Origin of the sequence: Allopusillimonas soli (assembly GCF_004153445.1) — a bacterium.
GTDB classification, from domain to species: Bacteria; Pseudomonadota; Gammaproteobacteria; order Burkholderiales; family Burkholderiaceae_B; genus Allopusillimonas; species Allopusillimonas soli.
Window position 1 is genome coordinate 742,819 of record NZ_SDQC01000002.1, and the last position, 12,801, is coordinate 755,619.

Sequence of the window (12,801 nt, forward strand, 5' to 3'; positions counted from 1 at the left end):
CCGGCCCGTGGAGGGGACGGCTTATTGGCTTGCTTTGCTGACCATGGTCTTCACCATTTCCCACTTGCCATCTTTCACTTCATAGATGGTGACGGCGATCTCCTTCAGGTCGCCATTTTCATCGTAGGCAATATTCTTGCTGGTGGCGCCCGCGCGCTGCAGCGAGGCAAGCTTGGGCAGATACTTTTCAGGATCGGAAGACCCCGCTTCCTTCATGGCGGTAATCATATTCCATGCGCCATCGTAGGCATAAGGCGCGTAGACGCCAGGATCTTTGTTGAAGCGCGCCTTATAGTCAGCAGCGAACTTCTCGCCAGCCGCCATTTGCTTGAGCGGCACGCCCGCCAGCGAGGCATAAGTGCCATTGGCAGCATCGCCAGCCAGCTTGATAAACGTTTCGCTGCGTGTCATTTCGCCGGACATCAGCGGCGCCTTGATGCCCAGGCGGACCATCTGGCGACGCATGGGACCCGATTGCGCATCCAGACCGCCAAAGAAGATGACGTCGGGCTGCTTCTCCTTGATATTGGTGAGAATCGCCGTGAAGTCGTTGGCCTTGTCATTGGTGTACTCGCGCGCAACGACCTCGCCTCCGTTGGCCTTGACGGCGGCGGCCACCTGATCGGCCAAGCCCTGGCCGTAGGCGGTGCGGTCGTCAATGAGTGCAACCTTCTTGGCACCCAGGTCCTTGACGATGAACTCCCCGTCCGCCGCGCCTTGCTGCGTGTCGCTGGTCATCATGCGAAAAGTGGTGTCGTAGCCTTGCTGCGTGTATTCCGGTGACGTAGCCATGGCGATCTGCGGCAGGCCCGCATCGTTGTAGACGCGGGATGCGGGAATAGTCGTGCCCGAGTTGAAATGGCCAAGCACGCCCTGCACGTCCTCATCGACAATCTGCTGGGCAACCTGTACGGCAGTACGGGGATCGGCTTGATCGTCCCGGGAAACAAGCTCGAACTTCGCGGTCTTCCCATCCAGTTGGATGTTCTGCTTGTTGGCTTCCTCCAAAGCCAGGAGCAGGCCGTTCTTCATATCCTCGCCGTAATGCGACTGCGGGCCGGTAAGCGGTGCTGCAAAGCCAAGCTTGACTGTTTCGGTGTCGGCGGCGTAGCCCGGCATGGCTGCCAGGCCCGCGGCAAGCGCCGCAGCGGCCGCCAGCAACTTGACTCCAGTGGTGGATTGCATAGTGATCTCCGTTGGTGATTATGAAAATATGGCTGCATCGGCGCATTGTGTGTGCCGACCCAACCCGGGAAGCTTTCCGGCGCCGTGTACAGGCGCCGGAAGCAGAAACTGTCTTGCTCTCCAGTGGCGCGCTCAGCCTATCATCATGAGGCTGGCATTGCCGCCGGCCGCCGTTGTGTTGATGCTGATGGATATCTCTCTGAGCAATCGTTCGGGGCGGTATACCATGCCGATGGCCAGGTCGTCGCTGCTCAGACCTTGAACGGAAATGATCGCGCCGGGACGTGCCGCAACCGCGCGATTCAATTCACGCAGCGCATCGCCGTCTCCCTCGAACAGCACGCCTTGGTAATCGCCTTGGCCGACATACGCATCATCCACAAGATCAATGCGCGCGCGCGCATCCGCATCCAGCCTCTCAAAAAATTCATCCGCGGCTTTGCCGCGCATCAAGGCTGCTCGATTGCCGGTCAGGCGGCAGGCATCGTACTGCGCCTGCGCGCCCGCGCGGGTGGCGGGGATGCATAGGACAATGCCGCGTGGCGCGACGTTGTACAGATTGCTTTCTCCTGTCGGTCCGGAGAGCGTCACGGGCTTTTCCGGCATACCCGACGCCAGGCATCCAGGCATGCCCGCAGGCTGACGGCTCAACATGCGCAGCATATACAGCGGGCCGCCCGCCTTGGGGCCCGTCCCCGACAATCCTTCGCCGCCAAAAGGCTGCACGCCGACCACGGCACCCACGATATTACGGTTGACGTAGATATTGCCCGCATGAATCCGCTCGGACACGCGTGCCATGGTTTCATCGAGGCGGGTGTGCACGCCAAAAGTCAGCCCATAGCCCGACGCATTGATGGCGTCCACCAGGCGATCGAGGTCGCTGCGCCGGTAGCGCATCACATGCAGCACGGGGCCGAATACCTCCTTCTTGAGGTCGCCGGCCTTCTTGATCTCGATAAGCGTGGGGGGCACAAAAGCGCCGTGGCGGCATTCGAGGTCGAGACTCACCTGGTCTACCCTATGCCCCGCCTCGCGCATTGCCTGAATATGCCCCTGGATAGCCGCGCAGGCCTGGGCATCGATCACAGGCCCGACATCAGTACCCAGCCTGTCCGGATTGCCGACACGCAGCTCCTGCATGGCGCCGCGCAGCATGGCCATAAGATGATCGGCACAATCCTCCTGGACGCACAGCAGCCGCAGCGCCGAGCAACGCTGGCCGGCCGAATCGAAGGCCGATGCCAACACATCGCCCACCACCTGTTCGGCCAGCGCGGACGAATCGACAATCATTGCATTCAATCCGCCCGTCTCGGCGATCAGCGGGATGGGATGTCCGGCGTCGTCGAGCCGGTCGGCCAGCTGGCGCGAGATAAGATGCGCCACCTCGGTGGAACCCGTGAACAGCACACCGCGCACCGCCGGACTGGCGACCAGCGCCGCTCCGACTGTCTCTCCCTTGCCCGGCAGCAGTTGGACGGCATCGTTGGGAATCCCGGCGCGGTGCATGGCCGCCACGGCCGCCGCCGCGATGAGGGTGGTCTGTTCCGCCGGCTTGGCCAGAACGGTATTGCCTGCCGCAAGCGCGGCCGATACCTGGCCGGTAAAAATGGCCAGCGGAAAATTCCAGGGACTGATGCAAAGCACTGGCCCCAGCGGGCGATGGGTATCGTTGGAAAAGTCGCGTTCGATTCGGCCCGCGTAATAGCGCAGGAAATCAACGGCCTCGCGCACTTCGGCAATGGCGTTGGGCAGCGACTTGCCCGCCTCCCGCACGATAAGCCCCAGCAGCATCTGCATATCGCCCTCGAGAATCTGCGCGGTGCGCCGCAGGCACGCTGCACGGTCGCTGACCGGTGTCGCCGCCCAAATGGGCGCGGCGTGACGAGCGGCAGCCAGCGCGTCGCGCACATCGTCCTCATTGGCTTCAATGACGTGGCCGACAATATCGCGATGATCAGCCGGATTGACAACGGGCTTCGCCTGGGACTCGTCCCAGACCTCTTCCCGGCCCGCCAGGCGCGGCATTGCGCGCCAGGCATGGCTTGCACCGCTGAGCAGCGCGGGTGCCAGCGATCCCAGCCGGTGCTCGTTGCTGAGGTCTATGCCGGCGGAGTTGTCGCGCCCTTCGGAGGCCGCGTAAAGATCGCGCGGCAAGGGAATCTTGTCATGAGGCGCGCCCAGGGGGACGATGCGCTCGGCCGCCTGCACCGGATCGGCGATCAGCGTATCCACGGGAATGTCCTCGTCGCCAATCTGATTGACAAAGGAGGTATTGGCACCGTTCTCGAGCAGTCTGCGCACCAGATAGGCAAGCAGGGTCTCATGGGTGCCCACGGGTGCGTAGATGCGGCACGGCCGGTTGAGTCCACCCTGCGCCACCGGACCGGTGACGTGTTCGTAGAGCGATTCGCCCATGCCATGCAGGCATTGGAACTCGTACTGCCCCGGATAATAGTTCTGTCCTGCCATGTAGTAGATGGCGGACAATGTATGCGCGTTATGGGTTGCAAATTGCGGGAACACCGCCTGCGGCGCGGCCAGCAGCTTGCGTGCGCAAGCGAGATAGGACACGTCGGTATGGATCTTGCGAGTGAAAACCGGATACCCCTCCAGGCCATCGACCTGGGCGCGCTTGATTTCCGTATCCCAGTACGCGCCCTTGACCAAGCGCACCATGAGGCGGTGCTTGCTGCGCGCGGCGAGGTCGATCAGGTAGTCGAGCACGAACGGCGCGCGCTTCTGATAGGCCTGCACCACGAATCCGATGCCATTCCACCCCTCAAGTTCCGGATCGAAGCACAACGCTTCCAGCAGGTCCAGCGACAGTTCGAGCCGGTCGGCCTCTTCGGCGTCGATATTCAATCCGATGTCATAACGGTGCGCCAGATGCGCCAGCGCCCGCAGACGCGGCAGAAGCTCGGCCATGACGCGGTCGCGCTGGCTGCGGGCGTAGCGTGGATGCAGCGCCGAAAGCTTGATGGAGATGCCCGGCCCCTCGTATATGCCCCGTCCCTGCGCGGCCTTTCCAATGGCATGAATGGATTGCTCATACGACGCATAGTAGCGATCGGCGTCGGCCGCCGTGGTGGCCGCCTCGCCCAGCATGTCATATGAATAGCGAAAGCCTTTTTCCTCATGCTTGCGGCTGTTTGCCAGCGCCGACGAAATGGTTTGCCCGCAGACGAACTGCTCGCCCATCATCCGCATGGCCAGGTTGACACCCTTGCGGATAAGCGGCTCGCCGCCCTTTCCTATCATGCGCGTCAGCGCGCGGGAAAGCGACTGCTCACTGTTCACGCTGACCAGCCGGCCCGTAACCATGAGCCCCCACGCCGCCGCATTGACGAAAAGAGAAGAAGACTCGCCCATATGCGAACGCCAGTCGCCGCGGCTGATCTTGTCGCGTATCAAGGCATCGCGTGTGGCACGGTCCGGAATGCGCAGCAACGCCTCGGCCAAGCACATCAGGGCGACCCCTTCCTGGCTGGACAGGGAGAACTCCTGGATCAGGTTTTCCACGCCGCCACTCTTGCGCCTGCCGCGCATGGTGGACACCAGTCGGTGGGCCAGCGCCTGCACATCGGCGGGTCGCGTCGTGCGGGCCTGATCGATGAGTATGGGAAGACACTCGGCTTCAGGTCGCCTATAGGCGGCCGTAATGGCCGCGCGCAGCACCGATTGGGGCTGCACATCCTGAGCGAACTCATAAAACGGCGGCGCGGCCTCTGGCGTGCGGGGCAATTCGGCCCCCTCTTCGGCGCTGTTGTCGAAACGGGCGATTTCGGCTGGAATCTGGCCGCGCTCTATGGCGTCTATATAGGCAAACAAGGCTTGTTTGTGCAGCCAGTGCGGCGTGCATCCGAGCCGCGATGCTGCCAGCCGAAGGCGCTCGCGCAATGTATCGTCGACTTTGACGCCCAAAGTGGTGGTGGCCATACCGTACTCCGAATCCCCTGCATGGAAATGCGAAATACTAAAGGAGTTATACCTTTTTATACATTCAGGTTAACCCGAACCTGATTGAAACATGGAAAAGGTATAACCGGTCACGGAAAACGTATCAGGCGCATTGGGCCGCGGCGTGCTTACCCGAGGGCGGGCTCCCGCCCCGCATTCCCTCGGCAATCAAGCCCGACAGCTGCCATAACGCCTGCCTATGCCCCTCGACCAGCGCGCCAATGCCGTCTCCGACATCGACCATCAGGGTCGCCCGGCAAAACACCGGCTTGCGCTTGAGGTTCGACGGTGTCAACTGCCATGTAGCCTGCAGGACGGCCCGCTGGCCGTATAGGGACTCAAACCGCTGCACATTGACAGCCACGTTCCACAAAGAAAGCCTTTCCGGCACAGCCTGTCCGTCGGGCAACTGCAGGACCCCGAGGCGGCGCACCAGGTCGTCAGCCAGTGCCCTGCGTATCTCATCAGGCAACGGCGACGCCCAGAGGTAGGTATTGAGTGGCGTAACCTGGGTGGAGTCGGCCTCGGTCAGCATGATCTGCTGGCGCGCAACCTGCTCAGGCACGGTCACCGCCTGCATGCGCATGGCATAACCAGGTTCGCCGGAAGATGGCGCGTCCTGCCGCACGGCGGCGGGGCTTATCAGTGTGTAGTAGTGGCTGGGCGGCGACGAGGCGCAGGCAGCCAGCACACAACTGCTTGCCACCAGTACCAGGGTTTTGATCGCATTCATCCAGATTGCTCCGTGAACTTTCCGGCTACGCCCGGAAGCGGTCGATGGGTCATGGCGTGATGAACTCCGGATCCTTGGCGGTACCCCTCACCAGCGAGGCGGGGTGCGCCTGCAGATAATCCGCCAGGTCCCGCAGGGATTTGGCGGCGCGGCTCAGCTCCCGCATGGTTTGCTGCAGATTGCCGCTCAGGGATGAGTCGTCGCTGAGGGTGCGATTGACGCTATCCAGCGATTTCTGCGCCGACTTGAGCATAGCGGTAGCCTGCGGCGCCAATGTGCCATCCATCGTGCGAAGCAGGCCATTAAGCGCGTTCAGGCTGTTACGCAACTCCTTGCCGATATCGTCGAAGGGCACGCCCTCCAGCTTGCCGACGATGCTGCTGATCTGCTGCTGCAGGCGGTCGAAGCTTCCTGCGATAGTCGGCAGGACGATGGGACTTTGATCGATATCGATGGTGACGGGCTCCGCCTTGGGGAAGAAATCCAGCGCCACATACTGCTGGCCTGTGAGTAGATTGGAGGGCCGCATCTGGCCGCGCAGGCCATGCTTGACCATATTGGCCAGCAGTCGCTCGCCGGCGACATCGCGATTCTTGCCCACCTCTACCATTTCCCGGTACAGGCGGCCCAGGCGCAGCGGATACAGCCGCGTTCTCACACGAGCGAAAAACGTCTGGTTGTCGCGATCGTAGTCGATCTCGATACCGGTCACATTGCCCAGCTCCATGCCGCGGAAATCCACAGGGGCGCCAACCTTGAGGCCGCGCACCGACTGCGTGAAATGCATTTCCAGATCAAAGGGCGGCCCGTCGGGGTCGGCCATGGCCTCCTCCCGGGTATTGGCCAGCGGGAAACGCGCATTGGGTTCGGCAGGCTCCGTGCTGCCGAGTCCCGCCTGCGCAAAAGCCACACCGCCCGCAACCACCGATACGAGCGAGCCCGTCTGCACATTGAAGCCTTCCGCGCTCAACGACAGATTGATGCCGCTGGCATTCCAGAAACGCGCATTGCGCGTTACGAACTTGTCATTGGGCGCGTCGATGAAAACCTGGACATTGACGGAATTGCCGCTCTTGTCCAACGCATAGCCAACCACCTGCCCAACCTGGATTTTGCGATAGTAGACCGGTGACCCGATTTCCAGCGACCCCAGGTCGGGCGCCACCAGCGTGAAGCGAGTGCCCGGGCGGGTGCTGCTGATTTCGGGCGGCGTCTCCAGGCCTTTGAATTCATAGACGGGTTCAGCATCCGGATCAGGTTTCTCGGGTGCATCCACACTGATATAGGCCCCTGAGAGCAACGTATTCAGGCCCGTGACCCCGCTGATGCCGAGCCGCGGGCGCACCACCCAGAAACGCGTGCCGGGCTGTGTGACGTAGCTGGCGGCATCCCGGTTCACATCCACCTTGACCAGCGCCTTCTTGCGATCGGACGACACTTTGATATTCGACACAATCCCGATATTGACGTCCTTGTAGCGTACCGTGGTTCGCCCCACCTCAAGCCCTTCGGCCGTATCGAAACTGATGGTAACGGTCGGACCGGCATGCAGCCAGTCGCGAAACAGCATGGAAGCGCCGACAATCGCGGCGATCAAAGGCACCAGCCATATCCACGAAATACGTGCACGCCGGGGCGACCTGACTTGTGGTCTTGGCGGGCGGTCGCTGGATGACGGGGTCGGAGAGGTATCTTCGGATTCTGTCATAGGATGGCTTCATTCCTGCACGGGCATGGTGCGGCTGGAGGACGGCTCGGCGCGGTCCGGCACATGGGCGCGGTCGGGCGACCAGCCCGGCTCGAGATCCCACACCCTCCGGGGATCGTAGCATTCCGCGGCAAGCATGGTCAGAACGACGACCAGTCCGAAGCTGGCAGCGGCGGGCCCGGCGGTCACCTGGGAAATGCCGGGAAAGTTCGCCATGGCGGCCATCAGAATAACCACGAAAACATCCAGCATGGACCAGTGGCCAATGAAGTTGATGAATTCATAAAGGCGTGTACGCTGGCGCGCCAGATCCCTTCCCGCCCAGCGCCTATGCAGCAACAGCAACATCAGGATAAGCAGCTTGGTCACCGGCACGACAATGCTGGCCACGAAGACGATCAGGGCGAGATCCGGCGAACCCAGCCGCCATAGCTCTAGCACGCCGCCCAGAATCGTGTGGGCGCTGTCGCTTGCCAGCGTCTGGATGCGCATGACGGGCAGCAGATTGGCGGGCAAGTAGAAAATGGCAGCGGCAATCAGCAACGCCCAGGCCCTGCGCTGCGCATCCTTCTTGCGTTTGTGCAGCGGGCTGGCACAGCGGCCGCAGACCGGATAGGCCAACAGATCGGGCACGGCTGCATGTTCATGCGCGATGAGCGCATCAGCGGCGGGCTGCACATAGCCGCAGCCATGGCACGCCACCATGTGCGAGGCGGGATGGCTCAGCGCGTGGCCCGACACCGGCGCAATGCCAGCGTCTTCGGCATACTGCCATATACGTTGCGGCGTGACGCGTTCCATAGCGGTCATGAGGAAGGCGAGAATCGCAAAGCCGAAGGCGGCGGGCCGCAGTTCCACGACGGCAAGACCCGCGAACTTGACGACGGCCACGATGATGGCCAGCATGAGCACGGGAATCATGCTCCAGGGAATGACGAAGCGCAGCAGCCGCATGCCCTGGCGAAAATCGCCAGGAAGGCGGCCCGAGCGCACGGCCATCAGTGCCCACAGCATGGCCAGCAACTGCGCCAGCGGCATCCAGAAGCCGAACATGCCGGTCATGATGGCGAGAACGCGGTGTCCGTTCGTCCATGTCAGCCAAAGGGCCTGCGGCAGCGTTGCCTCCAGAAAATGCCCCTGAATATTGAGCCTGGCAATGGGGTAGTAATTGGACAGCGCGAATACAATCAAGCCTGTCAGCGTGAGCGCGATCCAACCGCCGAGCGAAACGCGGCTATTGCGATAGAGCTCGGTGCCGCAACGCGTGCACGACGCCACCGCGCCCGCCGCAATGGGAACACGCTCATACAGCGTATCGCAATGCACGCAAGCTATGAGCGGCCTGCCCGCCATCAATCGACGAGCTCTGGTTCCGGTCGCGACGGGGAAGGCTGGCTGGCAGGGCCGGATTTGCCATGGTCGTCGGGGAATACCAGCACGACCTTGCCATCGTCATCCAGGCCCACTTCGACGCGCCCACCATCCACCAGCCGCCCAAACAGCAATTCGTCGGCCAGCGCCCGGCGTATGGTGTCTTGAATGAGACGCTGCATGGGCCGCGCGCCCATCGCGGGATCGAAGCCGCTCTTGGCCAGATGATCCCTCAACGCGGACGTGAAGGTGACCTCGACCCGCTTCTCGTGCAACTGATCCTCGAGCTGCATCAGGAATTTGTCGACTACGCGCAAGATGATCTCGCGGGAAAGCGGTGTAAAACTAATCGTGGCATCGAGCCGATTGCGAAACTCGGGCGTGAACAGCCGCTTGATGTCCGCCATTTCGTCGCCGGTTTTTTCCGGGCTGGCGAAACCGATGGTGCTGCGATTCAGCGCCTCTGCACCGGCATTGGTGGTCATGACGATGATGACATTGCGGAAATCGGACTTGCGGCCATTGTTGTCTGTCAGCGTCCCGTGATCCATAACCTGCAGCAGGATGTTGTACACGTCGGGATGGGCTTTCTCGATTTCGTCGAGCAGCAGCACGCAATGCGGTTGCTTGCTGATGGCTTCGGTGAGCAGGCCGCCCTGATCGTACCCAACATATCCCGGCGGGGCGCCGATAAGCCGCGACACGGTATGGCGCTCCATATACTCGGACATGTCGAACCGCAAGAGCTCGATACCCAGAATGAACGCCAACTGCCGGGCAACCTCGGTCTTGCCCACGCCGGTGGGGCCCGAGAAAAGGAAGGAGCCGATGGGTTTGTCTGGCCGGCCCAGCCCCGAACGGGCCATCTTGATGGCGGCCGCCAAGGCCTCGATGGCCTTGTCCTGGCCGAAAACCACCGTCTTGAGATCGCGTTCCAGCGTAGCCAACTTGTTGCGATCGTCATGCGACACGGATTGCGGCGGAATGCGGGCGATCTTGGCCACCGTGGCCTGAATCTCGCCCTTGCCTATCGTCTTCTTCTGGCGCGAGCGCGGAAGCAGGCGCTGCGCGGCTCCCGCCTCGTCAATGACATCTATGGCCTTGTCAGGCAGGAAACGGTCATTGATATAACGTGCGGACAGCTCCGCGGCGGCGGAAATGGCAGCGCTGGAATACTTGACGCCATGGTGTGCCTCAAAATGTCCTTTGAGGCCGCGCAGTATCTGTACTGTTTGCTCCACCGTGGGCTCGGGCACATCGATTTTCTGGAACCTGCGGGAAAGCGCATGATCTTTCTCAAAGATGCCGCGATACTCGTTATAGGTGGTGGCCCCCAGGCATTTCAATTGGCCCGACGAGAGTGCGGGCTTGAGAAGATTGGACGCATCCAGCGTGCCGCCCGACGCGGAACCTGCACCTATCAGGGTATGGATTTCGTCGATGAACAGAATGGCGTTGCTGTTGTCCTTGAGCGATTTGAGCACGCCCTTGAGGCGCTGCTCGAAATCACCACGATACTTGGTACCCGCCAGCAGGGCTCCCATATCCAGCGCATAGACCTCGGCGCTCTTCAAGACCTCGGGGACGTCGTCGCGCGTGATGCGCCAAGCTAGCCCCTCGGCAATGGCCGTCTTGCCGACGCCGGCTTCGCCGACCAGCAACGGGTTGTTTTTGCGGCGGCGGCAAAGCACCTGGATGACCCGCTCCACCTCGAGCTCGCGTCCGATGAGCGGATCGATGCGACCTTTGCGCGCCTCCGCATTCAAATCGGTGGCATAAAGTTCAAGCGGTGATTTCTGCTGATCGGGCTTGTTGTCCGACTCGGCTGCCTGCGCCTTCGCCTGCTCGGCGGGGGGGTCATCGGCCTGCTTGGTAATGCCGTGCGACAGATAGTTGACGACATCCAGGCGGCTGACTCCCTGCTGTTGCAGGAAATACACGGCATGCGAATCCTTCTCGCCATACATGGCGACAAGAACATTGGCGCCCGTAACGGTATTCTTGTTGGAGTTGCCAGAAGAGACGTGCATGATGGCACGCTGGATCACACGCTGAAAGCCCAGTGTGGGCTGCGTGTCGACCTCTTCCTGGCCAGGAAAGATGGGCGTGTTCTCGCTGATGAACTTGCGCAACTCCTGGCGCAGAACATCGATATTGGCCGAGCAGGCGCGCAGCACCTCCGCCGCCGCCGCGTTGTCCAGCAAGGAAAGCAGCAGGTGCTCCACGGTAATAAATTCATGCCGGGCGCTGCGCGCTTCGACAAAAGCCATATGCAGGCTAACTTCAAGTTCTTCGGAGATCACGCTTCCTCCATGCTTTTCGGAGCGGACGACAATTCGATAAATCCTATTCTATGACTAAATCGAAGTTGCGTATCAACATTACTGAATTAATAAAAAGGCCGCAACTTTCCCGCGCGGCGGACGGGGCCGGCAAATGCAGCTCACGCATCGGGCGCCGGCTCCATAATGCACTGAAGCGGATGCTGGCGAGCCTGCGCCATGCGGCGAACCATTTCCACGCGCGTGGCCGCAATATCGCGCGTGTAAACGCCGCATACGCCTCTGCCCTCATGATGCACTTTCAGCATGATGCGCGCTGCCTCATCCTCATTCTTGCCAAAAATCCGCTGAAGCACCACCACGACGAATTCCATGGGGGTGTAATCGTCGTTCAGCAGAACAACTTGATACATGGGCGGCGGAGCCACCTTGGCCGGCTCCCGGTCCAGGACGATTTCACGCTGGTTATCGAGCTGAGTTGCCATACAAAATACTAGTGGTTTCCATAGTTGACTGCACAGGGGCAAATGCGCATCATCGTGCTATTCTGGGTGTCTGGAAGTTGCACGCATGCCAGAATCCGAAGGCTAAAGGTAACCCTTGTAGTCAAGTTTCAATTTAACACTATAGTCGAGAGGCAGTTCGCATGTCCGATTCAACCGCAACCTCCGCGCCCGAGGATACCCAGAAGCTGACCGGTACCGTCAAGTGGTTCAATGATGCCAAAGGGTTCGGCTTTATCACCCCGGACAACGGGGGCGAAGACCTGTTCGCGCATTTCTCCTCCATCCAGATGAATGGCTTCAAGACCCTGAAAGAGGGCCAGAAAGTAGCGTTCGAAATCGCACAAGGCCCCAAGGGCAAACAAGCACTCAATATTACTGCTGCCTGATCCATTATTTTCAGGAAGCTGCTGCGTTTAATAATAATGTATAAAATCTACCGGTCTGCGGGGCTTTTCAGCCCTGCTTTTTTTTGCCCCTCGGGCTGGCGCGCGGCCGCACGTGCCGCGGTCTTTTCCGGCCTGCTCGCGGCGCCAATATGGGCCTGCGCCCAAGCGCTGCTGCCCACGAGCACACTACAAATCAAGGGACAAGCGGTCGAGGCCGAGATCGCTGCCACGCCCGAGACCCGCAGCTACGGACTCATGAATCGGCAGTCCCTGCCGGAAAACCATGGCATGCTGTTCGTGTTTGAGCAGCCCGACATCTATTGCTTCTGGATGAAGAACACGCTGCTGCCCCTGTCCATTGCATTCGTGGACGCACAAGGACGGATCGTGACGCTCGCCGACATGCAACCGCAGTCGCTGGATACCCATTGCCCCGCCGAACCTGTGCAGTACGCGCTGGAGATGCGGCAAGGCTGGTTTACGGCCCGTGGCATCCAGCCCGGCGAACAGGTAAAGGGATTGCCCCGGGCAGGTCAGCCCCGGGCAGGCCAACCCGGAGCGGTTAAGTAGGCGACCGCAAGGCGGGGACGGTTATCCCCATCGCGCGGTTAGGCATGCGGAATGGGGCGCTGTGTTTCGCTGTCGGGACATCGAGGCCATGAGTACG

9 protein-coding genes are annotated in these 12,801 nt (G+C 61.2%); 2 read left to right on the forward strand and 7 right to left on the reverse strand.

The window, feature by feature from the left end:
* Nucleotides 1–21: 21 nt before the first annotated feature.
* The 7 genes from ERD78_RS09245 to clpS form a co-directional block, all read right to left on the reverse strand.
* Nucleotides 22–1,185, reverse strand: coding sequence for a branched-chain amino acid ABC transporter substrate-binding protein (locus ERD78_RS09245; RefSeq protein ID WP_129968966.1), 1,164 nt, complete (start codon nt 1,183–1,185; stop codon nt 22–24).
* A 132-nt stretch (nt 1,186–1,317) separates the two neighbouring features.
* A complete protein-coding gene (gene putA, locus ERD78_RS09250; protein WP_129968967.1) occupies nt 1,318–5,127 on the reverse strand; it encodes a trifunctional transcriptional regulator/proline dehydrogenase/L-glutamate gamma-semialdehyde dehydrogenase in 3,810 nt (1,269 codons plus the stop codon).
* Nucleotides 5,128–5,251: 124 nt separating this feature from the next.
* Nucleotides 5,252–5,881, reverse strand: coding sequence for a PqiC family protein (locus tag ERD78_RS09255; protein WP_129968968.1), 630 nt, complete (start codon nt 5,879–5,881; stop codon nt 5,252–5,254).
* Between the two features lie 49 nt (nt 5,882–5,930).
* Nucleotides 5,931–7,589 carry a PqiB family protein gene (locus ERD78_RS09260; protein ID WP_129968969.1) on the reverse strand — a complete coding sequence of 553 codons (1,659 nt, stop codon included), beginning with the start codon at nt 7,587–7,589 and terminating at the stop codon, nt 5,931–5,933.
* 9 nt (nt 7,590–7,598) lie between these two features.
* A complete protein-coding gene (locus ERD78_RS09265) occupies nt 7,599–8,942 on the reverse strand; it encodes a paraquat-inducible protein A (protein WP_129969122.1) in 1,344 nt (447 codons plus the stop codon).
* Entirely contained in the window at nt 8,942–11,263 is a 2,322-nt protein-coding gene (gene clpA / locus ERD78_RS09270; RefSeq protein ID WP_129968970.1) for an ATP-dependent Clp protease ATP-binding subunit ClpA, read from the reverse strand. Before clpA ends, ERD78_RS09265 begins: the two co-directional genes overlap by 1 nt.
* Nucleotides 11,264–11,403: 140 nt before the next feature.
* On the reverse strand, nt 11,404–11,727 hold the full coding sequence (clpS, locus tag ERD78_RS09275; protein WP_129968971.1) for an ATP-dependent Clp protease adapter ClpS: 324 nt from the start codon (nt 11,725–11,727) through the stop codon (nt 11,404–11,406).
* Between the two features lie 161 nt (nt 11,728–11,888).
* On the opposite strand from clpS, the gene ERD78_RS09280 reads away from it, so the two are divergent.
* Both ERD78_RS09280 and ERD78_RS09285 read left to right on the forward strand, forming a co-directional pair.
* On the forward strand, nt 11,889–12,134 hold the full coding sequence (locus ERD78_RS09280; protein WP_129968972.1) for a cold-shock protein: 246 nt from the start codon (nt 11,889–11,891) through the stop codon (nt 12,132–12,134).
* Between the two features lie 36 nt (nt 12,135–12,170).
* On the forward strand, nt 12,171–12,704 hold the full coding sequence (locus ERD78_RS09285; RefSeq protein ID WP_129968973.1) for a DUF192 domain-containing protein: 534 nt from the start codon (nt 12,171–12,173) through the stop codon (nt 12,702–12,704).
* Nucleotides 12,705–12,801: the final 97 nt, after the last annotated feature.

What these genes read in the sequence shown, in the direction of transcription:
- ERD78_RS09245 (WP_129968966.1), bottom strand. Translation starts at nt 1,185, where the DNA reads ATGCAATCCACCACTGGAGTCAAGTTGCTGGCGGCCGCTGCGGCGCTT.
- putA (WP_129968967.1), bottom strand. Translation starts at nt 5,127, where the DNA reads ATGGCCACCACCACTTTGGGCGTCAAAGTCGACGATACATTGCGCGAG.
- ERD78_RS09255 (WP_129968968.1), bottom strand. Translation starts at nt 5,881, where the DNA reads ATGAATGCGATCAAAACCCTGGTACTGGTGGCAAGCAGTTGTGTGCTG.
- ERD78_RS09260 (WP_129968969.1), bottom strand. Translation starts at nt 7,589, where the DNA reads ATGACAGAATCCGAAGATACCTCTCCGACCCCGTCATCCAGCGACCGC.
- ERD78_RS09265 (WP_129969122.1), bottom strand. Translation starts at nt 8,942, where the DNA reads ATGGCGGGCAGGCCGCTCATAGCTTGCGTGCATTGCGATACGCTGTAT.
- clpS (WP_129968971.1), bottom strand. Translation starts at nt 11,727, where the DNA reads ATGGCAACTCAGCTCGATAACCAGCGTGAAATCGTCCTGGACCGGGAG.
- ERD78_RS09280 (WP_129968972.1), top strand. Translation starts at nt 11,889, where the DNA reads ATGTCCGATTCAACCGCAACCTCCGCGCCCGAGGATACCCAGAAGCTG.
- ERD78_RS09285 (WP_129968973.1), top strand. Translation starts at nt 12,171, where the DNA reads ATGTATAAAATCTACCGGTCTGCGGGGCTTTTCAGCCCTGCTTTTTTT.